Origin of the sequence: Microlunatus phosphovorus NM-1 (genome assembly GCF_000270245.1) — a bacterium.
Lineage (GTDB): Bacteria > Actinomycetota > Actinomycetes > Propionibacteriales > Propionibacteriaceae > Microlunatus > Microlunatus phosphovorus.
Genome location: NC_015635.1, coordinates 1,882,971 through 1,907,393, shown reverse-complemented (window position 1 = coordinate 1,907,393; position 24,423 = coordinate 1,882,971). Strand labels below are relative to the sequence as shown.

At 68.6% G+C, this 24,423-nt stretch carries 23 protein-coding genes and 2 pseudogenes; 8 read left to right on the top strand and 17 right to left on the bottom strand.

The features are described from left to right. Positions 1-58 precede the first annotated feature (58 nt). A pseudogene (gene idi / locus MLP_RS29330) lies at positions 59-604 on the bottom strand (isopentenyl-diphosphate Delta-isomerase); the annotation flags it as partial. Between the two features lie 211 nt (positions 605-815). Between idi and MLP_RS08625 the strand changes: the two are divergent. The 4 genes from MLP_RS08625 (at position 816) to MLP_RS08610 (ending at position 5,538) form a co-directional block, all read left to right on the top strand. Continuing rightward, positions 816-1,727 (top strand): MerR family transcriptional regulator, encoded by a 912-nt coding sequence (locus MLP_RS08625; RefSeq protein WP_013862670.1) that lies wholly within the window; start codon positions 816-818, stop codon positions 1,725-1,727. Between the two features lie 80 nt (positions 1,728-1,807). Further along, on the top strand, positions 1,808-3,298 hold the full coding sequence (locus MLP_RS08620) for a TldD/PmbA family protein (RefSeq protein ID WP_013862669.1): 1,491 nt from the start codon (positions 1,808-1,810) through the stop codon (positions 3,296-3,298). Beyond that, entirely contained in the window at positions 3,295-4,686 is a 1,392-nt protein-coding gene (locus MLP_RS08615) for a metallopeptidase TldD-related protein (protein WP_013862668.1), read from the top strand. Before MLP_RS08620 ends, MLP_RS08615 begins: the two co-directional genes overlap by 4 nt. Before the next feature lie 33 nt (positions 4,687-4,719). Then, on the top strand, positions 4,720-5,538 hold the full coding sequence (locus MLP_RS08610; protein WP_013862667.1) for an isocitrate lyase/PEP mutase family protein: 819 nt from the start codon (positions 4,720-4,722) through the stop codon (positions 5,536-5,538). On the opposite strand, the gene MLP_RS08605 is transcribed toward MLP_RS08610, so the two are convergent. Further along, positions 5,535-6,011: a PPOX class F420-dependent oxidoreductase gene (locus tag MLP_RS08605; protein WP_041789880.1), complete on the bottom strand. Its 477-nt coding sequence runs from the start codon at positions 6,009-6,011 to the stop codon at positions 5,535-5,537. The two genes, MLP_RS08610 and MLP_RS08605, sit on opposite strands and share 4 nt — an antisense overlap. A 116-nt stretch (positions 6,012-6,127) precedes the next feature. Beyond that, positions 6,128-6,904 carry a hypothetical protein gene (locus MLP_RS08600; RefSeq protein WP_013862665.1) on the bottom strand — a complete coding sequence of 259 codons (777 nt, stop codon included), beginning with the start codon at positions 6,902-6,904 and terminating at the stop codon, positions 6,128-6,130. Positions 6,905-7,032: 128 nt separating this feature from the next. On the opposite strand from MLP_RS08600, the gene MLP_RS28910 reads away from it, so the two are divergent. The 3 genes from MLP_RS28910 to MLP_RS28520 are packed head-to-tail and all read left to right on the top strand — an operon-like array spanning position 7,033 to position 9,535. Continuing rightward, positions 7,033-8,652: a LuxR C-terminal-related transcriptional regulator gene (locus MLP_RS28910; protein ID WP_013862664.1), complete on the top strand. Its 1,620-nt coding sequence runs from the start codon at positions 7,033-7,035 to the stop codon at positions 8,650-8,652. Positions 8,653-8,690: 38 nt separating this feature from the next. Then, a complete protein-coding gene (locus MLP_RS08590; RefSeq protein WP_197536522.1) occupies positions 8,691-9,383 on the top strand; it encodes a methyltransferase domain-containing protein in 693 nt (230 codons plus the stop codon). Continuing rightward, positions 9,365-9,535: a hypothetical protein gene (locus MLP_RS28520; RefSeq protein WP_197536521.1), complete on the top strand. Its 171-nt coding sequence runs from the start codon at positions 9,365-9,367 to the stop codon at positions 9,533-9,535. Before MLP_RS08590 ends, MLP_RS28520 begins: the two co-directional genes overlap by 19 nt. On the opposite strand, the gene MLP_RS08585 is transcribed toward MLP_RS28520, so the two are convergent. The 7 genes from MLP_RS08585 to MLP_RS08555 all read right to left on the bottom strand — a co-directional run bounded on the left by MLP_RS08585 (position 9,514) and on the right by MLP_RS08555 (position 16,973). Beyond that, a complete protein-coding gene (locus MLP_RS08585) occupies positions 9,514-12,363 on the bottom strand; it encodes a DEAD/DEAH box helicase (protein WP_013862661.1) in 2,850 nt (949 codons plus the stop codon). The genes MLP_RS28520 and MLP_RS08585 overlap by 22 nt on opposite strands. Before the next feature lie 134 nt (positions 12,364-12,497). Continuing rightward, entirely contained in the window at positions 12,498-13,358 is an 861-nt protein-coding gene (locus MLP_RS08580; protein WP_231851438.1) for a diacylglycerol/lipid kinase family protein, read from the bottom strand. A 51-nt stretch (positions 13,359-13,409) separates the two neighbouring features. Beyond that, on the bottom strand, positions 13,410-14,315 hold the full coding sequence (tatC, locus tag MLP_RS08575; protein WP_013862659.1) for a twin-arginine translocase subunit TatC: 906 nt from the start codon (positions 14,313-14,315) through the stop codon (positions 13,410-13,412). Positions 14,316-14,344: 29 nt separating this feature from the next. Further along, on the bottom strand, positions 14,345-14,626 hold the full coding sequence (gene tatA, locus MLP_RS08570; RefSeq protein ID WP_013862658.1) for a twin-arginine translocase TatA/TatE family subunit: 282 nt from the start codon (positions 14,624-14,626) through the stop codon (positions 14,345-14,347). 57 nt (positions 14,627-14,683) lie between these two features. Further along, on the bottom strand, positions 14,684-14,929 hold the full coding sequence (locus MLP_RS08565) for a hypothetical protein (protein ID WP_041789878.1): 246 nt from the start codon (positions 14,927-14,929) through the stop codon (positions 14,684-14,686). A 47-nt stretch (positions 14,930-14,976) separates the two neighbouring features. Beyond that, positions 14,977-15,945, bottom strand: coding sequence for a helix-turn-helix transcriptional regulator (locus MLP_RS08560; protein ID WP_013862656.1), 969 nt, complete (start codon positions 15,943-15,945; stop codon positions 14,977-14,979). Next, positions 15,942-16,973 (bottom strand): helix-turn-helix transcriptional regulator, encoded by a 1,032-nt coding sequence (locus MLP_RS08555; RefSeq protein ID WP_013862655.1) that lies wholly within the window; start codon positions 16,971-16,973, stop codon positions 15,942-15,944. The genes MLP_RS08560 and MLP_RS08555 overlap by 4 nt, the downstream gene beginning before the upstream one ends. Positions 16,974-17,028: 55 nt before the next feature. On the opposite strand from MLP_RS08555, the gene gluQRS reads away from it, so the two are divergent. Next, complete coding sequence (gene gluQRS / locus MLP_RS08550; protein WP_013862654.1) at positions 17,029-17,973, top strand: tRNA glutamyl-Q(34) synthetase GluQRS; 945 nt, start codon at positions 17,029-17,031, stop codon at positions 17,971-17,973. Positions 17,974-18,071: 98 nt separating this feature from the next. On the opposite strand, the gene MLP_RS08545 is transcribed toward gluQRS, so the two are convergent. The 7 genes and pseudogenes from MLP_RS08545 to MLP_RS08515 form a co-directional block, all read right to left on the bottom strand. Next, positions 18,072-19,085: an FKBP-type peptidyl-prolyl cis-trans isomerase gene (locus MLP_RS08545; protein ID WP_083843757.1), complete on the bottom strand. Its 1,014-nt coding sequence runs from the start codon at positions 19,083-19,085 to the stop codon at positions 18,072-18,074. Positions 19,086-19,284: 199 nt separating this feature from the next. Further along, the gene (pafA, locus tag MLP_RS08540) at positions 19,285-20,661 is read right to left on the bottom strand and encodes a Pup--protein ligase (protein WP_013862652.1); all 1,377 of its coding nucleotides are present in this window, start codon (positions 20,659-20,661) and stop codon (positions 19,285-19,287) included. 48 nt (positions 20,662-20,709) lie between these two features. Next, positions 20,710-21,522, bottom strand: a complete 813-nt coding sequence (locus MLP_RS08535) for a pseudouridine synthase (protein WP_013862651.1) — start codon at positions 21,520-21,522, stop codon at positions 20,710-20,712. Beyond that, positions 21,512-22,213 carry an SMC-Scp complex subunit ScpB gene (gene scpB / locus MLP_RS08530; protein ID WP_013862650.1) on the bottom strand — a complete coding sequence of 234 codons (702 nt, stop codon included), beginning with the start codon at positions 22,211-22,213 and terminating at the stop codon, positions 21,512-21,514. The genes MLP_RS08535 and scpB overlap by 11 nt, the downstream gene beginning before the upstream one ends. Then, positions 22,210-23,067, bottom strand: coding sequence for a segregation and condensation protein A (locus MLP_RS08525; RefSeq protein ID WP_013862649.1), 858 nt, complete (start codon positions 23,065-23,067; stop codon positions 22,210-22,212). Before MLP_RS08525 ends, scpB begins: the two co-directional genes overlap by 4 nt. An 8-nt stretch (positions 23,068-23,075) precedes the next feature. Continuing rightward, positions 23,076-23,492, bottom strand: a complete 417-nt coding sequence (locus MLP_RS08520) for a hypothetical protein (RefSeq protein ID WP_013862648.1) — start codon at positions 23,490-23,492, stop codon at positions 23,076-23,078. After that, positions 23,477-24,313: pseudogene (locus MLP_RS08515) on the bottom strand (ParA family protein); the annotation flags it as partial. The gene MLP_RS08520 and the pseudogene MLP_RS08515, both read right to left, overlap by 16 nt. Positions 24,314-24,423 lie beyond the last annotated feature (110 nt).

Genomic DNA, 24,423 nt, shown 5'->3' with positions numbered 1-24,423 from the left:
CGATGTGCTGTCGGTCTCCGGCAAACTGCGCGCCGGGGAACGCGATGTCGATCAGCGGCACCTGCAGCGCCGCCCATGGGCTGTAGACCTGCGGCGTCGCCGACACCGCAGCGACCAGATCCGGCCAGGGCACCCAGGCCCACTCCGCCACTTCTTCCGGATCCGGCGCCAGCTCCCGATGGGCGACGAAGCCCGCGTACACGGGGCAGATCTCGTGCTCGACGATTCCTGACGCGTCGATCGCGCGGTACCGGAAGTCCGGCAGCAGTGGCATCAGCGGCCCCAGTTGAAGTCCCAGCTCCTCCCAAACCCGGCGGCGTACCGCTTCCTCGACGGACTCACCGGGACGCGGATGGCCGCAGCAGGAATTCGTCCAGACGCCCGGCCAAGTCGACTTGGCCAAAGCACGCCTGGTCACCAGCACGGCGCCGGTCCGATCGAACAGATACGTGGAGAACGCCAGGTGCAGCGGGGTCGCATCGGTATGGACAGTGGCGCGGTCGGCGCAGCCGACCGGCTGCCCGGCCTCGTCGACGAGCACGACGTCGTCGCCGACGTCGGAGAGTCGGATTCCGCGGGGAGGAGTCAGGAAGGCTGTCATCATGTCCAATGTTTGTCTAAGGTTTGACTTTAACGAGTCCACGCCTTCGGCGCAATGCATACCCAGTACGCAACGCATACCCAGTACGCCTTCGGCGCAACGCATACCCAGGAGGCGTCGTGGTCAACGTTTGTCCAACCGCTTTGCTACCGTTCGAGCGCCGACGACGTCCGACGGAGACAACCGTCGGTAGCGGGAGGAACTGAGGTCCGGCGTGTACACGATCAGGCAGGTCTCGGCGCTGACCGGGGTCGGCGAGGCCCGGCTGCGTGCCTGGGAACGCCGCTACCGGGTGGTCGAGCCTGCCCGTTCTGCTGGTGGCTACCGGCTCTATGACGAGGACCAGGTCACCGTGTTGCGGGAGATGGCGACGCTGGTGACCAACGGGGTCCCGGCCTCGGCGGCAGCGCGGGTGCTGACCGCATCGCCAGGCAGCGATGTGGCAGAGATGGCCGCGCAGCCCGATCCGGTCGCGCATGAGAGCACTGGCAACGAGACGGCAGTTGCGGCCGGGGGGGAGCCTGATCTCGTCGCGGCTGCCTACTCGCTGGATCCGCAGCTGCTGTGGTCGGTCATCGACCAGGCATTCCACCAGGCCTCGTTCGAGCAGGTGGTCGAGCAGTGGCTGCTGCCGCAACTGGTCCTGCTGGGCGAGGCTTGGGAGACCGGCCGCATATCGGTGGCCCAGGAACACTTCGCCAGTGCCGGTCTGATGCGCGCCGTCTCCGCCGTGTACGACGCCGCGCCCCGCTCCTCGTCCGGCGCGGTGGTGCTGGTCGGACTCCCCCGCGGTGCCCGCCACGAGCTCGCGATCTTCTGCTTCGCGACCTGCCTGCGGCGGTTGGGCAGCGCGGTGGTGTACCTGGGCGCCGACATCCCCGAGGACGCCTGGCGCGACGCCGCGCACCGCCGCCGGGCCCGAGCCGCCGTCATCGGGGTGACCGCCGACTACGAGGTGCCTCAGGCGCAGGCGGTTGCCGACCAACTCGCCTCCGTCAGCCCGCCGCTGTCGGTCTGGATCGGAGGCTCACACCGCACTGCCGTGCACGGTGCCCGGCAGCTGCCGGATTCCGTCGCCACGGCAGCCAGGACTCTGCATCGGAGTCTGGCTGCCGGTGACGCCTGACCTGGATCTCGAGATCAGCCAGCAAGATCACTGCGAACCGGTTGTCGGTGGTGGCCAGTAGTGTCTGGCAGGTGAGCAGGATGGACGAGACTTTCACGGCGTTGCCGCTGCAAGCCCTGGCCGACGCGGCGCTGAGCCGCGCCAGCGAGTTGGGCTGCAGCCACGCCGACGTACGGGTTCGGCGGGAGCGGCAGTTGTCCCGCAGCTTCCGCGACCGTGACCTGGAGTCCAGCAGCGATGTCGCGTCGCTGGGACTGTCGGTGCGGGTCGTGCACGACGGGGTGTGGGGCTTCGCCGCGGGCATCACGCTGACCACGGACGAGGCCGTTCGACTGGCCGAACGTGCCGTCGCGACCGCGAAGGTGTCCCGCCCGTTGACGCCCCATCGGGTCGAGTTGGCCGACGAGCCGGTGCATGTCGGGGAGTGGGTGTCGGCGTACGACATCAATCCGTTCGAGGTCGCCGACGCCGAGCGCAACGGTCGCCTGCTGGAGCTGATCGGCCGACTGCTGGACGCGCCCGGGGTCAGCCACACCAGTGCGGGACTCGAGGTCACCCAGGAGAACTCGTTCTTCGCCAACCTGGCCGGCACCCGGACGACCCAACAGCGCGTTCGGCAACTCCCGCGGTTCACCGCGATCTCGGTGAGCGAGGCGGGATTCGCGACCATGTCAACGGTCGCCCCACCCGTGGGTCGCGGCTGGGAGTATCTGTCCGGGGACGGCTGGGACTTCGACGCCGAGATCGCCGGGCTGCCGTCGCTGTTGGCCGAGCACGTCGCGGCTCCGTCGGTCGACGCCGGGCACTACGACCTGGTGATCGACCCGACCAACCTCTGGCTGACCATCCACGAGTCGATCGGACACGCCACCGAGCTGGACCGTGCGCTGGGCTACGAAGCGGCGTACGCGGGAACCTCGTTCGCCACCGTCGACCAACTCGGCACCTTGCAGTACGGCAGCCCGGTGATGAACGTGACGGGCGACCGGGTTGCCGAGCACGGGCTGGCCACGATCGGCTGGGATGACGAGGGCGTGGCGGCCCAGCAGTTCGACATCATCGCCGACGGGGTCCTGGTCGGCTATCAGCTCGACCGGCAGATGGCTGCCCTACGGGGCCTCCCCCGCTCCAACGGCTGCGCCTTCGCCGACTCCGCCGGTCACATCCCGATGCAGCGGATGCCGAACGTGTCGCTGCAGCCGGCTGCCGACGGACCGAGCACCGACGAACTGATCAGCCGGGTCGAACGCGGCATCTACGTCGTCGGCGACAAGTCCTGGTCGATCGACATGCAGCGCTACAACTTCCAGTTCACCGGGCAGCGGTTCTTCCGGATCGAGAACGGCCAGCTGGCCGGGCAGCTGAAGGACGTGGCCTACCAGGCAACGACGACCGACTTCTGGCGGTCGATGGAGGCCGTCGGGGGTCCGGGCACCTATCTGCTCGGCGGCGCGCTGAATTGCGGCAAGGGGCAACCCGGCCAGGTCGCGCCGGTCTCCCACGGCTGCCCGTCGGCCCTGTTCCGAGGCGTCAACATCTTGAACACCGCGGCCGAAGGGGGCCAGGCATGAGCAACCGGAGCAGAGCAGCCGAGCTGGTCGAACAGGCCCTGGCCGTCGCCGGCGGCCCGACCATCGCCTACGCGGATGAGACGGCACAGGCCAACCTGCGTTGGGCCGGCAACGCGCTCACCACCAACGGCGAGATGACCAGCACCTCCTTGACGGTGGTCGCGACCGCGGCCGTGCCGGGCGGCACCGGGGTCGGGACGGTCAGCCAGGAGGTGGCCGACCCCGCACAGGTCACCGATCTGGTCCGTGCCGCCGAGGCACTGGCACGATCCGCACCTCCGTCGACCGACGCCGCCGAGCTGGTCGAGTCCTGGGGCGATGCCGAGAGCTTCGCCGAAGAACCGGTCGGGACCAGCATCGACGTGCTGGCGCAGGTGGCCCGCGACCTCGGCACCTCCTTCGGCGAGATGGCCGCCCGCGGGCAACGGCTCTACGGGTTCGCCGAGCACATCTGCACGACGAGCTATCTGGGCAGCTCGACCGGGCTGCGCCTGCGCGGGGTCCAGCCGACCGGCCGGCTGGAACTGAACGCCAAATCCGACGACGGCAGCCGATCAGCCTGGGTCGGGGCAGCCAGCCGCGACTTCACCGATGTCGACGTCATCGCGATGGCCGCCGAGCTCGACACCAGACTCGGCTGGGCAGAACGGCGGATCGAGCTGCCACCGGGCCGCTACGAGACGATCCTGCCGCCAGGGCCCACGGCGGACCTGATGATCTATGCGTACTGGACGGCCTCGGCTCGCGACGCCGAGGAGGGTCAGAACGCCTACGCGGCTCCCGGCGGCGCCACCTTGATCGGCAGCCGAATGTCAGAACTGCCGCTGCGGCTGCACTCCGACCCGACTTACCCGGGCCTGGAGTGCACACCCTTCGTCGACTTCGTCGGTGGCCCGGATGGGACCTCCTTCACCTTCGACCTCGGACTGCCGATCCAGCCGGTCGACTGGATGAGCGACGGGATCTGGCAGGAGTTGATCCGCAACCGAGCTTGGGCGGCCAAGACCGAGCGTGCCGCGACGCCGCCGGTCGACAACCTGATCCTGGACGGCGGCGGAAGCGCGACGTTGGAGGAGATGATCGCCAGCACCGAGCGCGGGCTGCTGCTGACCTGTCTGTGGTACATCCGGGAGGTCGACCCCGAACGCCTGCTGCTCACCGGTCTGACCCGGGACGGGGTCTATCTGGTGGAAGACGGCCAGGTGACCGGAGCGGTCAACAACTTCCGATTCAACGAGTCACCGCTGGAACTGCTCGGCCGGATCACCGAGGTCGGACGGACCGAGAAGGTGCTGTGCCGGGAGTGGAACGACTACTTCAATCGGACTGCCATGCCGGCCATCCGGGTGCCAGACTTCAACATGTCGACAGTGTCGCAGGCGAGCTGACACGGGCCGGAAGGAGCCGGAAGGAGAGGGACCATGACCTTCGACGATCGGGTAGACACGTTCCGTCGGTTGCACGAGTCCGGCTGCTTCGTGATGCCGAACCCCTGGGACGTCGGAACCGCGCGAGCCTTGGAGCAGTTCGGCTTTCCGGCGCTCGCCACGACCAGTGCCGGTTTCGCCTGGACGTTGGGCCGTCCTGACAACGGTGTGACCCTGGAGGAGGCACTCGCCCATCTGCGCCAGATCGCGGCGGCTGTGGCGGTCCCGGTCAACGCCGACTTCGAGGGCGGGTACGCGAGCGATCCCGAAGGCGTGGGCGTGCACGTCACCGCAGCGGCCGCCACCGGGATCGCCGGGCTGTCGATCGAGGACTCCACCGGCGACTCCGACAATCCGCTCTATGACATCGAGCTGGCCGTGGATCGGATCCGCGCGGCCCGGGAGGCGATCGATCGAAGCGGCACGGGTGTCCTTCTGACCGCCAGGTCAGAAGGATTCGTCTGCGGCCGTCCCGACATCGACGAGACGGTTCGACGGCTGCAGGCGTACGCCGCCGCCGGTGCCGACTGTCTCTATGCACCGCGGATCGACACTGTCGCACAGGTGACCGCCGTCGTCGCCGCAGCGGCACCGAAGCCGGTCAATCTGCTGATCAACTCTCCGTTCATCGCCGCCGCCGAGGCCGCGCAGCTGGGCGTGCGACGGATCAGCGTCGGCGGCACTCTGGCCCGCACGGCGTGGCGAGGGTTCCTGGAGGCGGCCCGCGAGATCGCCGAGGTCGGGACATTCACCCGGTACGAGCAGCTGCCCAACGTCGACGGTCTGCTGCGGCAAAGTCAGCCTTGTTCCTAGGGATCCAACCGCGCGGCGACGTCGGCCGGAAAGCCGCCGGTGGCAATCGGCCCCCACCGCGTCGGAGTGATCCTGATCAGCGACTTGTTCTGCAACCGCATCGCAGCGCGATACTCATCCCAGTCAGGATGTTCGCCGGCAATGCAACGGAAATAGTCGACGAGCGCATCCTCCGCCTCGGGCATCTGCACGACCTCGGCATCGCCGTCCACCTGCACCCAGGGACCGTTCCAGTCATCGGAGAGCACGCACACCGACACGCGTGGGTCTCGCTCGGCGTTCACTGCCTTCGCCCGGCCCGGGTAGCTGGAGATCACCAGCCGGCCCGCGTCGTCGACACCGCCGGAGACCGGCGACAGTTGTGGCCGCCCGTCGCGTCGGGTGGTCGCCAGCAGAAACCGATGGCGGGGCCGGACGAAATCCAGCAGCTCGGTCAGGTCGACGGCGGTGTTGGTGGCGATGCTGCGAGCCATCAGGGGTCCTTTCGTGGGCGGGATCTTCATGGACAGGATGCCCGTGGCAGGACAGCAGGAGGAAGTGCTTGAGAGACCTGACCCGCACCTCGCCGTTGAGGCGCGGATCAGGGCGCCTATCGAGTCTGCCCGTCGGCGGAGCCAACATGGGGCGAATGCGGAGAGCCGCCGGGAGCCGGGACCACCTCGACGGTGGTCGTCCAGGAGACGTCGGACACCTCGTTCACGGCAGTCAGCGTGATCGGTGCGATCTCCGGACCACCGAGCGGCGTACCGAAGATCATGCCGGTGCCATCGCCATGATCGAGGAACATCAGTCCGGTGGGCAGATCGCCGTCCAGGCCGATCCCCGGCGCGGGAAACCCGGTGGTACGGATAGTCAGACCGGTGAACACACCGGTGTTGAATACCAGTCGCTCTCGGTCGACGAACGCGGGTTGCTGCCGAACGACGACCGGCAGCGACTGGTAGCTGATGGCATCGGCATTCGCGGCGCGTACCTCGACCGTTGTCACGCCCGCCGGGCCGCTCGGGGTGCCGTGCAGGACCGCGCTGCCATCGCCGTACACCGTCAGCCGCAAGCCCGGCGGCAGCCCGTCGACGCTGACGTTGGGCTCCGGGTCGCCGTTCGCCTCGATGGTGTACGAGTCACCCGGCTGGCCAACGACGAATGTGACGTCGGTCGGCAGGGTCAGCACCGGCGCGACGCCTCCGCCGCCCGGCGTTCCGGTGGCTGGCCGGACGGTGACCGGTGATACGTCGGATGGAGATGCGTCGAGTGGCAACGCATTCGCCGGCATCGTCGAACCCACGACCAGTCCCAACGGCCCCAGGAACATCGCCAACACCACAACAACCGAGCGCCACGAGCGTGGCGAGCGGGCGGTGGGCATGGCTGTCTCCAGAAGGATCGGCGGCGATTCTCCTGATGGTGGCCTCTGCCGACCACGCGCGACAAGATCAGTTGCACAATCGATGTCCAGCCGTGAAGGAATCGTTATCCCGGGCGGAGAATGGTCCGGTGAGCGAGTCCTTCGAGGACGGGTCCGCGGCGCTGGCCCGCGGTGACTGGGTGCAGGCTCGGATCGACTTCTCCGCCGCGCTGGAGCAGGACACGCCGAATCCGGCTCCCGTCCACCGCGGACTCGCCGACGCCCTGTGGTGGCTGGGCGAGACCGATCTCGCCGTCCGGCACGCGCAGGATGCTTACGCCGGCTATCGACGGCGGTCCGACCGTGTCGGCAGCGTCTCGACCGCCGTCTGGTTGTCAATCGTGCACAAGTCGAACTACCACAACCAGGTTGCTGCCAACGGCTGGATCGCCCGGGCCGAGCGGCTGCTGGTGGGCGAACCGCCCGGACCGCTGCACGCCTGGGTGAAGATCGCCCGCGCCTACCGGCTGGCCGACCTCGACACCGCCGACCGCCTCACCCACGATGCGCATGTCTGTGCCCGCGCGACAGCGGACGTCGACCTGGAGCTGGTGGCGCTGGCCCAGCTCGGTCGGATCCAGGTGGAACGAGGCGAGTTTGCCGCCGGGTTCACTCTGTTGGAGGAGGCCGTCACCGCCAGCCTCGCCGGCGAGGCAGGTCTCGACACCGTCGCCTACACCTGCTGCGACCTGGTCAGCGCCTGCGAGGTCGCGGGCGACTCGAACCGGGTCGCTGACTGGTGCCGTTTGGCGGAGGACTTCATTGCCCGCTACGGGTGCCCGTTTCTCGACGCAGAGTGCCGGCTCGCCTACGGCAGCGTGCTGCTCGACCACGGTGACTGGGACCAGTCGGCCGAGCAGCTGCAGCGCCTGGCGACCACGACCGTGGCCCCCGCGTTGCGGGCCACGGGCCGCAGCCGACTGGCCCGACTGTGGATCCGTCGCGGCCGGCTGGAGGATGCCGCAGGACTGCTGGAGGAAACCGATGACCTGTTCGACTCCCGGCTCGCAGTGGCCGAGCTGTCGCTGGCGTGCGGCCGACCCGCGCAGGTCACCGATCGGCTCGACCCGGCGATGGCGCCCGACGCCGGCCGACAGGCAGATGCGCTGGGACTGCTGGTCGAGGCAGCCACTGCCGTCGGGGACCCGGCCGCCCTCACGCTTGCGGCGGCGCTCCGCCGACTGGCCGAGACGACCAATCGACCGCGGATCGGTGCGGCAGCCGCCGTTGCCGACGGCCGGGTCGCCCTGCTGCGGGACGACCGAGCGGCCGCCGTGACGGCACTGACCGCCGGGGAGAGGCTGCTGGTCGAGCTCGATCTGCCGTACGTGCTGGCCGACTGTCGACTGGCGCTCGCCCGGGCCTGGCGACTGGCAGACCCCGGCCGGGCCGTCGAGGCGGCACGTGACGCCTGGATCGGGTTCCACACCTTGGACGCCGCACCGGGCACGGATCGGGCCGCCGAACTGCTCCGGGCTCTGGGCGTGCCAACCCCAGGAGGTCCCCGCGGGCACACGACCCTGACCGACCGGGAGCAGCAGGTGCTGGTGCTGCTCGGCCGGGGGCTGAGCAACCCGGAGATCGCGGCCCGGCTGCACATCAGTCGCAAGACTGTCGCGCATCACGTCAGCCGGGTGCTGACCAAGCTGAGCCTGCGGAACCGGGCAGCCGCAGCTGCCTACACGGCCGGCCGGGAATGGGTCAACTGACCGATGCTCCCGGCTGCCGACGAGCGGATCCTGGAGCCATGTCCGAATCCGCGCAGTCCAGCCAAGCATCGCCCCATACCGAGGCCTTTGACCTGCCCCTGGAGATAGCCGAGAACTACGAGCGTGTCTTCGTCCCTGCGTTCTTCGCCCAGTGGGCGCCGATGCTGTGCGAGGCGGCCGGGCTGTCACCCGGCGCTCGAGTGCTGGATGTGGCCTGCGGCACCGGCATCGTCGCCCGAACCGCCAGTCCCCTGGTTGCGCCATCGGGCCAGGTGATCGGCCTGGACGCGAACGAGGCCATGCTCACGGTGGCCCGCCGGGTCGCCCCGGAGCTGGAGTTCCAGCGGGGTGAGGCGGCCGCGCTCCCGTTCCCTGACCGTTCCTTCGACGCCGTGCTCTGCCAGATGGCGCTGATGTTCTTCGCCGACCGGCGCGCGGCTGTCACGGAGATGAGCCGAGTGCTGCGACCTGGTGGAGTGCTGGCGCTGCTGGTGCCGGGGCCACTCGACGACCAGCCCGGCTTCACACCGTTCGTGACGGTCGCGTCGCGGCATGCCGGCCCGGACGCGGTGGGGCTGCTCTCCAGCTACTTCGTCTGCGGGGACGAGGCCGCACTCGCTGGGCTGCTGGTCGATGCCGGGCTGGCCGACGTCCGGGTCGAGCAGCGTCACGGGATCTACCAGGCGCCGTCGGCGGGATGGTACGGACCGAGGTGGAGAGCACGCCACTGATCGAGCGGATCGATGAGTCCACCTATGCCGCGATCCGGGCCGATGCAGGTGCGGCGCTGCAGGCGTTCACCACGACCGACGGCCGAATCGAGGCACCCTTCAGCTGTCTGCTCGCCATGGGTCGGAGAACTCACTCCTCGTCCGGCGAGTAGGCCACCACCCCGCGTCGCATCGCACGGACCGCGGCATGGGCAGTCTCCCGCAGTGGTCCGGGCCCGGCCGCATCAGCGACCTGGCCGGCGAAGTCGAGCACCTGACGCACCCAGCGGACGAAGTCACCCGCCGTCAAATGACCGTCGGCGAGCACATCGGCCAGCGGGCGGCCGGACGCCCAGCCGTACGCCGACTGGCTGAACCCGATGTCTGGTTCCGGTCCGCGAGACAACCGGTTGTCCCGCTCGACCAGGGACACCTCGCGCCAGATCCGCCGGACCGTGGTCATCGCGTTCTCGGTGACCAGATCGGGCATCCGGGGTTTGCGCCAGTGGTCGTCGCTGCGGCGCGACTCGTACACCAGCGAGGCGAGCACGGCGACCAGTTGCGCCGGGGTCAGATCGTCGAACACGCCGGCGCGGATGCACTCGGCGGCCACCAGATCGAGCTCGGCATAGATCCGGGCCAGCATCCGCCCTTCGGCCGTCACCTCGTCGCTGGTCTCCCCACCGAGATAGCCGAGCGACCCCAGCACCGTACAGATCTTGTCGAACTGGTTGGCGATGGTGTTGGTCCGCGATGACACCCGCTGCTGGGCACGCTCGTTCTCCCGTTCCAGCCGCAGCGCCCGCTCCGCATAGCGGGCATGGGTCTCCCGGTCCGGACAGGTGTGGCACGGGTGTCGGCGCAGCCGGTCCCGCAACTCGTCGAGCTGCTCGGCCACCTCCGCGCTGACTCGGGCCGGTCGGTAGCGCTGCGGATCGAGGTCGACCTGCGCCAGCTTGGACCGGAAGGCCGCACCGAGATTGCGGCGCGATGCCGGCTCCTTGGGATTGAAGTGCTTGGGGATCCGCATCCGCCCTGCCACCGGCGGCGGCACCGGGAAGTCGACCTGCGACAGTCGGCGGATGTGCCGGTCCTCGGTCAGCACCAGCGGCCGCGGATTGTCCCGGTCGCCGCTGCGCGTGTCGGGATCGATGACCACCGCCCAGCCTTGGTTCTTACCGCTGGGCACCCGGATGATGTCGCCCGGCATCAGGGACAACAACGTCTGGGTCGCCTCGGCGCGCCGATCGGCGGACCGCTCCCGACTGGCTTCGGCTTCCACGGCGGAGATCTCGGCCCGCAGCCGCGCGTACTCCTGGGCGTCCCCGCGGTCACACGTCGCCTTGGCCCACAGCTCGGCGATCGCCTCGTTGTTGCGGACCAGCGACCGAGCCAGCCCGACCACCGAACGGTCGGTCTGGAACTGCGCGAACGACTGCTCCAGCAGGGATCGGGCCCTTTCCCGGCCGACGGCGCCCACGAGGTTGACGGCCATGTTGTAGGTCGGCGCGAACGAGCTCTTCAGCGGGTACGTGCGGCGCGACGCCAGTCCGGCGACCGCACGCGGGTCGAGGCCGGGCTGCCAGACCACAACCGCGTGACCCTCGACGTCGATGCCGCGACGCCCTGCCCGGCCGGTAAGCTGGGTGTATTCCCCCGGCGTGATGTCGGCATGGGTCTCGCCGTTGTACTTGACCAGCTTCTCCAGCACCACGCTGCGGGCCGGCATGTTGATGCCCAGCGCCAGCGTCTCGGTCGCGAAGACGGCTTTGACCAGGCCTTTCACGAAGGCTTCCTCGACGGCTTCCTTGAAGGCAGGGAGCATGCCGGCGTGGTGGGCGGCCACCCCCCGCTGCAGCGCCTCCATGAATCGGCTGTAGTCCAACGCCCGCAGGTCGGCTGCAGTCAGCCCCGCGACGTGGCGGTCGGCGATCTCGGCCAGCTCGGCGCGCTCCTCGGCATTGGTCAGCCGGATGCCGGAGGCGAGCAGCTGGCCGACGGCGGCGTCGCAGCCCTGCCGGGAGAAGATGAACACGATGGCCGGCAGCAGTCCCTCGGCGTCCAGCGCTGTCACCAGGTCCGGCCGCGAGGCGACCGCCAGGGACCGGGGCCTCCCCGAGCGGGCATCGGTGTGCGAGCGATGCGCGGCGCCGCCGTACTTGCCACTGCCGTACGCCACTGCGCGTTTGCCCTTGCCACTGCGGCCTCGGGGCCGGCGGGAGTCGTCGCGGACGTGCCGGGCCTCCTCCTTGCTCACCTTCACCAGTGCCGGATTGACCTCCGCGGTGGACTGGCTCGGCAGCGCGACCGCGGTCGGCGCCTCGTCGGCGAACAGGTCGTAGAGCCGCTTGCCGACCAGCACGTGCTGGAACAGCGGCACCGGACGACGCTCGGAGACGACTACCGCCATCTCGCCGCGGACTTCCGACAGCCAGTCGCCGAACTCCTCGGCGTTGCTCACCGTGGCCGAGAGCGCGACCAGCTGGATCGAGGCGGCCAGCCCGATGATGACCTCTTCCCAGACCGCACCGCGGAACCGGTCGGCGAGGTAGTGCACCTCGTCCATCACCACGAAGCCGAGGTTGTCCAGCGTCGAGGAGCCGGCGTAGATCATGTTCCGCAGCACCTCGGTGGTCATCACCACCACGGGCGCTTCGGAGTTGATGGTCGAGTCGCCGGTCAGCAGCCCGACGTTCTCGGCACCGTGCCGACGTACCAGGTCGGCGTACTTCTGGTTCGACAGCGCCTTGATCGGGGTGGTGTAGAAGGCCTTCCGGCCGCGCTGCAGCGCCAACCAGACCGCGAACTCACCGACGATCGTCTTGCCGGCGCCGGTCGGCGCGGCGACCAGCACGCCGGACCCGCTCTCCAGGTGCGCACATGCCTCGCGCTGGTAGTCGTCGAAGCCGAACCCGTACCCGTCGGCGAAGGCGGTCAACTCCGGCGTGGCCTGATTGCTGCGAAACCGCGCGTACGCCCCCGCCGGGCTCGGTTCGACCATGCCCGCCACGCTACCTAACGCGCCACCTAGGCCCCATTTCCGGGCTTCTGTCCACCGTGGACGTGGACAGATCACCGGAATTTGGTCAGGGCGCCGGGATCGCGGGGAGTGCGGGCGGGCGTGGGCTGTGAGGGTCAGGGGGCGAAGACGCAGAGCAGGCCGGGGCAGACCTCGATGTCCAGCGGACCGGGCGAAAGGGGCTCGCCGTCCCCATAGCCGGCCAGGTCCGGGCGCTCGATCCGTACGCTGCGCGCCCGCAGCAGCTCCACGCAGGGGTCGCGGATGAAGCTTCCCGAGAACATCTCCGGCAGCAGCCGCAGCAGCTTGAGCCGGCTCGCGGTGTGCACGATGGTCAGGTCGGCCAGCCCGTCGGCAGGGTCCGCCACCGGGCACACTCGCATGCCACCGCCGTAGTACGCGCTGTTGCCGACGGCGATCAGCATGCCCTCCAACTCCCGGGTCTCGCCGTCGACCGTCAGCCGGTACGGCAGCGGTGCGAAGGAGCCGAGCTCGACCAGGGCGGCGATGGCATAGCGGAGCGCACCCTTGGGTCGGGGCATCGCGTTCGCCCGGGCGTTGACGGCGGCGTCGAAGCCGGTCGCCACCACCCCGCCGACATAGCGGTCACCCACCTTCAACACGTCGATCGGCCGCGGTGTGCCGCTGGCAATGGCCCTGGCCGCCGAGACCGGATCCTTCGACGTCATGCCGAGTCCGCGGCACAGATCGTTCCCCGTGCCGGCCGGGATCATGCCGAGATTGGAGACACCAGGGCGGTCGGCGACCACATTGATCCCCAGATGCATCATGCCGTCGCCGCCCATCACGACCAGGGTGCCGACCTCCCGGTCGACGGCATCGATCGCCATCTCGCGGGCCTCGTCGACGGTGCGGCTGAGCAGGATCTCCAGGTGGTGTCCGGCATCACGGAACAGTCCGGCGACCTCCGGCAGCAGCCGCTGCGCCTGACCCTTGCCGGCAGCTGGATTGACCACCAAAGCGATGTTGCCTGGTCCCCGACCAGATGCCCCGAGATCTGTCACGGCTCAGTCGTCGATCGGCGACGGAGGATCGGGCTCCTGCAGGTCATCGAGTGCCTTGTCGTGCAGCACCACAGGCCTGTCACCGGCCAGTGCCCGCTTCTCCTGGCGACGGTCGTGAACATGGGCGATCAACTCGGCCACCAGGAACAGCAGACTCATCGGAATCGCCAAGGCGAGCATCGAGAACGGGTCGGTCGACGGTGTTGCCACGGCCCCGAAGACGAAGGTGGCGAAGATGACGTACACCCGTGCCTTGGCCAGCTGTCTGGCCTTGATCACTCCGAGGAAGTTGAGCATCAGCACGATCAGCGGGATCAGGAAGGCGATCCCGAACACGACCATCACCCGGAGCAGGAAGGACAGGAACACGTTGATGTCCTGCAGGTTGGTGATGCCCGACTGGGTGAAGCCGAGCAGCACGGCGATGCCCTTGGGCATGATGTAGTAGCCGAGCGCGACCCCGGCGAGGAACAGCGGCGTGGCGCAGCCGATGAAGACCAGCGCCCACTTCTTCTCCTTGGCCAGCAGTCCGGGCATGATGAACGCCCACAGCTGGTAGAGCCACACTGGCGCGGTCAATACCATGCCCGACACCATGCTGACCTTCAGCGCCAGGGTCAACGGCGAGGTGATGTTCGTGTTGACCAGCAGGTTGGTGGCATCCGGGTCCTTTGCCTGCTGCTGCTCGACGCCGATGTTGTACGGATACTTCAGAATGTCCAGCAACTGGGGATAGAAGAACGCCGAGACGATCATGCCGACGATGATCGCCAGGGCTGCGATGATCAGCCGATAACGCAGCTCACGCAGGTGCTCGAACAGGGTCATCGACCCATCGGGCGGTGCGGGGGGTGGCTTGAGCCAACTCAGGTTCAGCCGAACCGGGCGGCCCAGGACGGTCAGTGCCATAGGTGGACTTCGCGGCGGTGACCGCTAGTTCATCCGTCCTTGCGGACATCGTTGGCCGCCGGGTCCTGAATCGGGCTCTGCGGGGTCTGCTGGCTGCTGGACTGCTGCCCGGCCGACGGCTGGTCGCCGGGGGCGTCGAGTTCCGACTTCTTGTCCCCCTTGAGATCCTTGGTCTCCTCCTTGAACTCCTTCAGCGCCCGTCCGGTGCTCTTGCCCAGGCCGGCCAGCCGGGAGCCCCCGAACAGCAGAAGCACGATGACCAGGATGATCACCAGCTCCATCGGGCCGAGATTGAAGATGAGAGGTGTCATAGCTGGTCCTCTGAGTCGGGTCGATCCTCTGAGTCGGGTCGAAGGTCGTCGGCCATCCTACGTCGCCGACTCGGGAGTGAGGTCCATTGACGGGACCTCGATGTCGTCCGTCGGTTGCGGATACTCCGGCTGCTCGATCTCCTCGAGCAGATCGAGCAGCTGCCCGGCCCGATCCAGCAGTTCGCCGACCTCACGCAGCAGCGCGGTCGCCTTGCGCCACAGCCACACGCCGAAACAGATCACCATGACCAGCCCCGCCAGTGCGATGCCGACGAAGACCCACACCAACGGCCACCCGGTCATGGGAGCCCCAGCCAGGGACATAACACGCCAGTCAGCACCCCGGCAGCCTACAGACCGAGCGCGGCGTACTGCTCGATCGCCTCGCGCGCCACCTGAGCCGCCGAGTCTCCCGCACCTTCGGGGCTGAGCACCCGGGCGTGCCCGCCGAGGCGCAGCAGCATGCCCTCCAGCCAGAGCGGATGGGTGACCCGCAACGTGACGACCAGACCTCCTTCAGGCCGCCCGGTCACCTGCTCGGTCGGGTAGTACTCCGCGATCCAGGCCGCCTGCGGATCGAGCTCCAAGGTCACCAGCGGCGCGTCGGTCAGCGTGTCGAACCAACCACCGGACAGGTCACGCAACTCGACCGCATGCTCGGCGACGTCGATCTCGGTGACCTCGACCGCGGCGATCCGATCCAGCCGGAAGGTACGCAGGCCACCGGCCAGATAGCACCAGGCATCCAGATAGCCGTAGCCATCCAGGACGAACACCCGCAGCGGATCCACCTGTCGACGGGTGGTCTCTGCCCGGGTGGCGACGTCATACGTGAGATCGAGCCGCTTGCCCTGCTGCAAGGCATCGGTGACGCGGGCCTGGATGTCGTCGCGTGCTCCCTGCACCAACACCGCAGCCTGCTCGGAATGAGCCTGACTGCCCGCGACCGCCTCCAGCTTCGCGAGCGCGGAGTCGATCGCCGCCCGTTTGCCGGGCCCGGCAATCCCCCGCAGCGTCCGCAGCGCCAGCACCAAGGCCAACGCCTCATCCGCCGACAACCGCAACGGCCGGGGCAGATAGTCGGCGTTGGAGAGGTGAATGACGCCCTCGCCGTCGACGGCGTCCATGTCGATGTCGATCAGGTCGCCGGGGGTGAGACCCGGCATGCCGCACATCCACAGCACGTCCAGATCTGCCCGCAGGGTCACCGGGCTGATCCCGAAAGCCGCAGCGACCTCGGTCAACGGTGCGCCGTCGTGCTCGCGCAGATAAGGCACCAGGGACAACAAGCGGCGCACCTGGGCGCGGGAGGTCATCATGCCGAGGCCCGCCCGCCACCGAGATCCACGTTGTCTTGCACACGTTCCCGGCTCCGGTCACGCAGCTCATCAACGGTCACGGCCACCGCCGTCAGCATGGTGAGCACCCGGTCCCGCAGCTCGGGAGGATCAAGCACCACGACATCAGCCCCGTACCGGACGACCTCCTCCGCCAGCGTGCGCAGGTCGGAGAACGGCACGGTGAAGGTCTCGAAACCCGCCGGCAACGGGATCTCGCCCACGCCCTCGGCCAGCTGACCGCGGCGACGCAACGTCGGTCCCTTCGCGCCGCGAACGGCGATCAGGGCCGTGCGGTGCGGTTCCTTCGGCGCAAGCGACCGGGCCAACGCCCGCAGATCCAGGTCTTCGGGCACCTGGTAGGCGCCGACCTTGGAGACCCGGCGCGGCTTGTCGAGGATCCGGGTCAGCTTGAACATCCGGGTGGCCTTCCGGTCGGTGTCCCAGCCGATCACATACCAACGTCCCTTGGACGCCGTCATCCCCCAGGGCTCCAGCGTGCGCTTCTCACCGCGCCGATAGGTGAAGGACACCCGGACCCGGTCCAGCACCGCGGTCCACAACGGCTCGAACGCCTCTTCGCGCGCCTGCACCGACGGCTCCAGCGCCGCCAGTTGAGAGGTGTCCGGCTCGACCCCGGCGGCCCGGAGCTTGGCCAGCGCGCTCCTGGTCGACTCGGCCACGCTCGCGTGCTGCCAGACTCGAGCGGCTACCCCGACCACCGCCGCCTCGTCGGCGCTCAGCTCGACCGACGGCAGCTCGAACTCCGACGGCTTGATTCGGTAGCCCGGCTCGTCATCGAAGAGCGGGTCGAACGAGCCGACCTCGATCGGCACCCCCAGGGCCCGCAACTCGTCCTTGTCGCGCTCGAAGGTGCGCTCGAAGGCAGCGTCGGACAGCTCGTGATACCCCTCCACTGCCTCGCGGATCTGGCTCTTGGGCAGATAACGGCCCGACACGAGCAGGCAGATCGTGAGGTTGAGGATCCGCTCCGTCTTGCGTGATGTCATGCTCAACTCCCGGCGTGCCGACGGGCCACGCTACCAGCATTCGAAAGGATTTCCGATGACCTGGCCGGGGACCACCGGAGTCGGCGCCGGTCGCTATGCACCCAGCCCGACCGGGGACCTGCATCTGGGCAATCTACGCACCGGGCTGCTGGCCTGGCTGTTCGCCCGATCGACCGGCAGGAGGTTCCTGCTGCGGTTCGAGGACCTCGACACCGGTCGGGTCCGACCGGGCGTGGCGGACCGGCAGCGGACCGATCTGGCATCACTCGGGATCGACTTCGACCCACCGCTGCTGGTGCAGTCGGAGCGCGCGGCCGTCTACGCCGATGCCCTGACCGAACTGGCCCGCGGCGGACTGACGTACGAGTGCTACTGCACCCGGCGAGAGATCGCCGAGGCGGCCTCGGCTCCGCACAGCGAGCCGGGGCGTTATCCGGGGACCTGCCGGGAGCTGACCGAGGCGGAACGGGCCGAGCGTCGCCGCACCGGGCGGGAGCCGGCCCTGCGGATCCGCGCCGACCGGGCTGAGGTCACGATCACCGATCTGCTGCAGGGCGAGGTGACCGGCCTGGTCGACGACGTTGTGGTGCGCCGGAACGACGGCGTCGCCGCCTATCAGTTGGCGGTGGTCGTCGACGACGGCGCCACGGGTGTCGATCAGGTGGTGCGCGGCGACGACCTGCTGTCCTCCGCCGTCACCCAGGCCTGGCTGGCTCGGCAGCTGGGACTGCCGGTGCCCACGTACGCGCACGTCCCGCTGGCGTTGAACAGCGAGGGACGCCGGTTGGCCAAGCGAGACGGCGCGGTCACCCTCGCCGATCTCGCTCCCTTGGGCTGGACAGCCGACCGGGTGCTCGGGCTGCTGGCGACCTCACTGAACCTGGCGGAACCGGGCGAGCCCGTCACCACCACCGCGCTGCTGCACCGCTTCGATCCCGAGCGATTGCCATGCACGCCCTGGATCGTGCGTCCGGCGGAGCTGGTCAGCCCACCGAAGTGATGGAGATCTTCTCTCGCTGACCGCTGAGCGGCGTGTCGCGCCGCGTGTCGTGGTCGAGGGGCGGATTTCCGTCACTTTCTACCACTGACTCACGGAGCTCACTGGCCGGCGGCGGCGAACAGCAGGTCGACCACCATCACCAGCGTGGTGCCCTTCTCGATCTTGGGGTCCTTGTTTCCGTCCGGATAGCCGTCCGCGGGCGGGATGACCAACAGCACCCGGCTGCCGACGGTCTGGCCCGCAAGACCCTTCACCATGCCCGGCAGCAGTCCGCTCACCTGATAGGTCTGCGGGCCGTCCTTGTAGGACTCCTCGACCAGCTTGCCGTCCCAGGTGTACCACCGGTAGTTGAACACGATCGTGTCAGACTCGGACACCTTGGCCCCGTTGCCCTTGATGATCGGCTGCGCCACGAGTTTGCTCGGCGGATCCGTCTTCGGAATCGTGACCCCGGGGACCCCGCCCTTGTCCGTCACGGTGGGCAGGCCGTCCTTCGGTGCGACCGCCTTGCCCTCGGGGCCCTCCAGCGGCACGGCCACCACGTCGACCACGAACAGCAGCGTGTCGCCGACCTCGATCCCGGCCTGCGGGCTGCCGCCGCTGGCGTCGTAGCCGTCCTTGCCCGGCATCGCGATCAGCACCCGGCTGCCCTGCTTCTGACCGGCCAAGCCCTTACTGAACCCCGGCACCACCTGGGCCAGGCTGAAGGTCGCCGGCTCGCCCCGGCTGAAGGAGTCGTCGAACTTCTTTCCGGTGCGCCCGTTCACCCCGTAGTAGTCGACGGTGACCATCGAGCCTTCCTTGATGGCCGGCCCGTCGCCCTTGCTGAGCACCTCCGTACGCGTCTTGTCGATCGCCCACGGCGCCTTGAAGCTGACCTTGGGCGACTTGCCGTACGCGCCCGTGACCTTGATGGCGTCCAGGTTGTCCGACGCCTTCACCGCGGCCTTCGACGGCGACGCGCTGGCGCTGGCCGAGGGCGACGCGGACGCCGACGCGCTCGGGGAGGCTTCGGTCGCTGGATCGCCCTCGTTGCCGCAGGCGCCCAGCAGGCTCACCGAGACGGCGACTCCGGCCACCAGCAGGGACTTCACGGCGCGGCGGGGCCGCATCGCACGTACGGGACGTACAGGCAGGTCAACAGGCACCGGCAAACCTTACCCGGAGAGAACTGTGTTGGTCGTCACTCGCTGTTCCGCTGCGCGCCGATTGATTCCGTCTTCCTCGCTCGCAAACGGAAAAGCGTCGTTTGCTCCCTCGTCAGTCCAGACGGAACCGGGCGCTCCGCTTCACGGCCGCTCGCAACGGAACTCAGGTGCCAGGGCGGCGCATGGCGGCGATCAGCCGATCGACCCGCTCGTCGGCGGCGACGAACGGATCCTTGCACAGCACCGTACGCTGCGCCTGGTCGTTCAGCTTCAGGTGCACCCAGTCGACGGTGTAGTCGGTACGCCGCTCCTGGGCGGCCCTAATGAAGTCACCACGAAGCTTGGCACGAGTGGTCTGCGGCGGCACCGACTTGGCCCGGAAGATGTCCAGGTCGTTGGTCACCCGAGCAGCCATCCCCCGCCGCTCCAGCAGGTCGAACAGGCCGCGTCCCCGGCGGATGTCGTGGTACGCGAGGTCCAGTTGCGCGATCCGCGGATCCTCCAGGCCGAGGCCGTGCTTGACGGCGTACTGATCCAGCAGCTTGCGCTTGATCACCCAGTCGATCTCGGTGTCGACCAGGGCCAGCTTGTCCTCGGCCACCGCCCGCAGGGTGCGCTCCCACAGGTCCAGCACCAGGACGATCGTCTGGGTGCCAAGTCCCTCCCGTTGGACGAACTCGCTGACCTTCTCATAGTACTCGCTCTGCAGATCCAGCGCAGAGGCACGACGGCCGTTGGACAGCGCGACCGTGACCCGCCCGGTCGCGTCCCGGCTGAGATCGCGGATCGCCCGGATCGGGTTCTCCAGGGTGAGATCCCGCATCGGCACTCCGGCCTCGATCAGCCGCAGCACCAGCTCCGCGCTGCCGACCTTCAGCAGTGTGGTGGTCTCGCTCATGGTGGAGTCGCCGACGATCACGTGCAGTCGCCGATATCGCTCCGGATCGGCGTGCGGCTCGTCGCGCGTGTTGATGATCGGCCGGCTTCGGGTGGTCGCCGACGACACGCTCTCCCAGATGTGCTCGGCGCGTTGGCTCACGCTGTATTCGGCGCCGCGCGCGGTGTGCAGCACCTTCCCGGATCCGCAGATCAACTGCCGCGACACCAGGAACGGCACCAGCACATCGGTGATCCGAGCGAAGTCCCCCACCCGGGAGATCAGGTAGTTCTCGTGGCAGCCGTAGGAGTTGCCGTGGCTGTCGGTGTTGTTCTTGAACAAGAAGATGTCACCGCTGATGCCTTCGCTCGCGAGCCGCTGCTCGGCGTCGATGATCAGGTCCTCGAGGATCCGCTCGCCGGCCCGGTCATGGTTGATTAGCTGCACCAGGTCGTCGCACTCGGCGGTCGCATACTCCGGGTGCGATCCGACGTCGAGATAGATCCGCGACCCGTTGCGCAGGAACACGTTCGACGAACGTCCCCAGGTGACCACCCGGCGGAACAGATAGCGGGCGACCTCGTCCGGAGTGAGCCGGCGGGTGCCGCCGGAGGTGCAAGCGACGCCATACTCCGTCTCCAGACCGTAGATGCGGCGATCCATTGCCACCCCCTGCTCAGTTCAGTCCTGCTTGGTTCAAGCCCTGCTTGGTCAGTCCCGGTTGGTTCGGCCCTGCTTGCTTTGGTCCTGCTGGGTCGGCCCCGACGACTTCTCCACCAGGTCGAGCAGCGCACCGAGCTCCTCGCGGGTCAGATCCCGGGTCTGGCCCTGCGGCAGATTGCCGAGACGGACCGGACCGATCGCTGTCCTGGAGAGGCGTCGCACCGGATGCCCGACCGCTTCCATCGTACGGCGCACGATGCGGTTGCGGCCTTCACTCAGCACGACTCGCACCATGGTGCGTTCCGCGGCGGTGGAGACGATCTTGACGGTGTCCGGGTTGACCCAGCCGTCCTCGAGCCGAACGCCCTTGCGCAACCGCCTCAAGGTGTCCGTGGAGATCAGCCCCTCCACTTCGACGAGATACACCTTCGGCACCTTGAACGAGGGGTGCGCCAGCTTGTGCGCGAGCTCGCCGTCGTTGGTGAGCAGCAGCAGCCCCTCGGTGTCGGTGTCCAGCCGGCCGACGTGGAACAGCCGTTCCTTCTGCGCGACCCGCTGATTGCTCTGAGCCAACAGGTCGGTGAGATTCCGGCGCCCCTCCGGATCGTCCATGGTGGAGACATACCCGCGCGGCTTGTTCAGCGCGAGATAGAGATGGCGGCGGGGCGGCGGAATGCGGGAACCGTCCACCCGGACCACATCACGGTCCGGGTCGATCCGCATCCCCTGCTCGATCACCAGCCGGCCGTTCACCTCGACCCGACCCTGGCTGATCATGATCTCGGCGGCCCGGCGGGAGGCGATGCCGGCACCCGCCAACACCTTCTGCAGGCGGACACCCTCAGCAGCTTCACTCATCATCTGTCTCTTCCTCCGAGTTGTCAGATCCTGTGGTTGGCGGCGCTGTGGTCGCTGGAGCGACGACGGAGTCCGACAACTCGGGTACGGGTTCGGGCCGGGCGATCTGGCTCAGCTCAGCTTCCAGCTCGGCGGCGTCGGGCAGGTGGGGCGCCAGGGCGGGCAGCTCGTCCAGACTGCGCAGCCCCATCCGCTCCAGGAAGTAGCCGGTGGTCCGGAACAGCATGGCACCGGACTCGGGGTCGGGTCCGGCCTCGCCGATCAGCCCACGCTGCAACAGCGTACGCATGACGCCATCGACGCTCACGCCGCGGATCGCGGAGATCCGACCGCGAGCGATCGGCTGCTGGTACGCGACCACTGCCAGCGTCTCCAGCGCGGCCTGCGAGAGCTTGGCCTGCTGGCCCTCCAGCAGATGGCTCGAGATCAGCTCATGGTGCTCCGCGCGGGTGTAGTAGCGCCAGCCGCCGCCGACCTCCCGGAGCTCGAAACCGCGGCCGGTCTCGTCGTAGAAGGCGACCAGCTCGGCCAGCGCCTCGGTCACCACGGCCGTAGTCGCATCGAGCGCGGCAGCCAGCTCGGCGGTCGGCATCGGCTCGTCGGCGATCAGCAGCAGCGCCTCCAGCCCGCCGGCGATCTCCTCGGCGGTCTTCAGCGGCAACGGCTCGGCCGCGGACACGGACGGGTCGCTCACCGTTCATCCCCCTTGGGCTGTGGAGCAGTCTGCTCCTCATCGAATTCGTCGGAGATGTCCAGCTCCCCGGAGTCGCTGCCGGTCCAACGAACGGTCAGCTCCCCCAGCGGTGTGAGTTGCTCGAAGGCGACCGCCTGTTCGCGGAACAGCTCCAGCAACGCCAGGAAGCGGGCCACCGTAGTCACGGTGTTCTCGGCGTCGGCGGTCAGCGCCCGGAAAGTGAGGGTGCCGGATCGGCGCAGCCGGTCCACCAGGAGCTGAGCCTGTTCGCGGACACTGACCGTCGAGGTGTGCAGATGGGCCAGCGAGATGATGTCGGCCTGCTTGGGTGCCATCGCCCCGGCCGCCAGAGCCGCCAGCTCCTCGGGAGTGATCCGCAGCTGGATCTCGGGCAGCAGACCGGCGAACCGCGGATCCGGTCCGACCTGCCGGGCGTGCCGCCGCCCCTCGGCCAGCAGCCGCTCCGCCAGGATCGCGGCCACTTGCTTGTACGCCTTGTACTGCAAGAGTCTGGCGAACAGCAGGTCCCGGGCTTCCAGCAGGGCGAGGTCCTCGGAGTCGGTCATCTCCCCCGAGGGCAGCAGCCGGGCCGCTTTCAGGTCCAGCAGGGTCGCCGCGACCACGATGAACTGACTGGTCTGCTCCAGGTCCCAGCTGTCGCCCGCGTTCTTGATGTGTGCGATGAACTCGTCGGTGACCGCCGACAGGGCGACCTCGGTGACATCCAGCTTGTGTCTGGAGATGAGCTGCAGCAGCAGGTCGAACGGACCGGTGAAGTTGCTCAGATGGACCTGAAAGACACCCTCGTTCTCAGCCGGCTCGACCGGAGCGCCGGGTTCTGCTGACGAGGTCACCGCGGTGCTCAAGAGGCCGTCAGACGCCGGACGAACTCGCTGCCCTCGCCGGCCGCGTCCAGATCGGCCAGGGCCAGGGCCATCGCCGCGCGCACCAGCCGGCCACGGTCGACCGCGACGCCCAGCTCGCCTCGCAACCGCAGCCGGGCCTGCTCCAAGGCGAGCAACTCCTCCCGGCTGACATACACGGTGATCTTCTCGTCATGCCGAACCCGCCCGGTGCCGCCCGTCGGTGCACCCTGGGCGCGCTGGTCGGCGGCGACCTGGTCGGCAGCCGGTCTGGGGACCGAGTTGGGGACAGCCGGCGTGCCTGACGCGATCGGCCCCGTCACCGCTGCCGCACCGGCGGCGGGCAGTTCGGAGCCTTCGCCGCCGGTCGAACGGAACAGCTCAGCGGCCCCGGGCAGCTTCACTCGGCGTGACACCGCTGCACGACCTCCTTGGCCAGCATCCGGTACGCGTCAGCACCCGGTGAGGACGACGCGTAGCTGGTGATCGGCTCGCCGGCCACGGTGGTCTCGGGGAACTTGACCGTACGCCGGATGACGGAGTGGAACACCACGTCGCCGAAGGCATCGACGACGCGATCCAGCACCTCGCGGGCGTGCAGGGTGCGCGGGTCGTACATGGTGCCGAGGATGCCGAGGATCTCGAGGTCAGGGTTGAGCCGATCTTGGACCTTGCTGATCGTGTCGGTGAGCAGCGCGATCCCCCGCAGCGCGAAGAACTCGCACCCCAGCGGCATGATCACCTTGTCCGAGGCCGTCAGCGCGTTGATCGTCAACAGCCCGAGCGAGGGCGCGCAGTCGATCAGCACGAAGTCGTAGCGATCACGTACCCGACGCAGCAGTCGCTGCAGCGTCTGTTCCCGGGCCACCTCCGAGACGAGCTGGATCTCGGCCGCCGACAGGTCGATGTTCGCCGGCATGATGTCCACGCCATCCATCACCGTCGGCTGGATCACCTCCTCCAGCGTGGCATCGCGACCTAGCAGCAGGTTGTAGATGCTGAGCTCGAGGGTGTGCGGGTTGATGCCGAGCCCGACCGACAGCGAGCCCTGCGGGTCGAAGTCGACCAACAGCACCGTGCGGCCCAGCTCCGCCAGCGCGGCACCCAGGTTGATGGTCGTCGTGGTCTTCCCGACGCCGCCCTTCTGGTTGCACATGGCGATCACTACGGCCGGACCATGGCTGGTCAGCGGCTCCGGATCGGGCAGGTCCGGCAACGGTCGCCCGGTCGGGCCCAACTCCGGTCCGGGATCGACCGCCGGCAGCTCGAACAAGGCGTCCGATCCGTCCTTGGTCTCCTTGGTCTCCTTGGCCCGCTGGGTCGTCGGCTCATGGTCCGGCTGGGTCA

Excerpts from the sequence above, each read along its gene's own strand:
- MLP_RS08620 (WP_013862669.1), top strand. The coding sequence starts at position 1,808 with ATGGACGAGACTTTCACGGCGTTGCCGCTGCAAGCCCTGGCCGACGCG.
- MLP_RS08615 (WP_013862668.1), top strand. The coding sequence starts at position 3,295 with ATGAGCAACCGGAGCAGAGCAGCCGAGCTGGTCGAACAGGCCCTGGCC.
- MLP_RS08610 (WP_013862667.1), top strand. The coding sequence starts at position 4,720 with ATGACCTTCGACGATCGGGTAGACACGTTCCGTCGGTTGCACGAGTCC.
- MLP_RS08605 (WP_041789880.1), bottom strand. The coding sequence starts at position 6,011 with ATGGCTCGCAGCATCGCCACCAACACCGCCGTCGACCTGACCGAGCTG.
- MLP_RS08600 (WP_013862665.1), bottom strand. The coding sequence starts at position 6,904 with ATGCCCACCGCCCGCTCGCCACGCTCGTGGCGCTCGGTTGTTGTGGTG.
- MLP_RS08590 (WP_197536522.1), top strand. The coding sequence starts at position 8,691 with ATGTCCGAATCCGCGCAGTCCAGCCAAGCATCGCCCCATACCGAGGCC.
- MLP_RS08585 (WP_013862661.1), bottom strand. The coding sequence starts at position 12,363 with ATGGTCGAACCGAGCCCGGCGGGGGCGTACGCGCGGTTTCGCAGCAAT.
- tatC (WP_013862659.1), bottom strand. The coding sequence starts at position 14,315 with ATGGCACTGACCGTCCTGGGCCGCCCGGTTCGGCTGAACCTGAGTTGG.
- tatA (WP_013862658.1), bottom strand. The coding sequence starts at position 14,626 with ATGACACCTCTCATCTTCAATCTCGGCCCGATGGAGCTGGTGATCATC.
- MLP_RS08565 (WP_041789878.1), bottom strand. The coding sequence starts at position 14,929 with ATGACCGGGTGGCCGTTGGTGTGGGTCTTCGTCGGCATCGCACTGGCG.
- MLP_RS08560 (WP_013862656.1), bottom strand. The coding sequence starts at position 15,945 with ATGATGACCTCCCGCGCCCAGGTGCGCCGCTTGTTGTCCCTGGTGCCT.
- MLP_RS08555 (WP_013862655.1), bottom strand. The coding sequence starts at position 16,973 with ATGACATCACGCAAGACGGAGCGGATCCTCAACCTCACGATCTGCCTG.
- gluQRS (WP_013862654.1), top strand. The coding sequence starts at position 17,029 with ATGACCTGGCCGGGGACCACCGGAGTCGGCGCCGGTCGCTATGCACCC.
- MLP_RS08545 (WP_083843757.1), bottom strand. The coding sequence starts at position 19,085 with ATGCGGCCCCGCCGCGCCGTGAAGTCCCTGCTGGTGGCCGGAGTCGCC.
- pafA (WP_013862652.1), bottom strand. The coding sequence starts at position 20,661 with ATGGATCGCCGCATCTACGGTCTGGAGACGGAGTATGGCGTCGCTTGC.
- MLP_RS08535 (WP_013862651.1), bottom strand. The coding sequence starts at position 21,522 with ATGATGAGTGAAGCTGCTGAGGGTGTCCGCCTGCAGAAGGTGTTGGCG.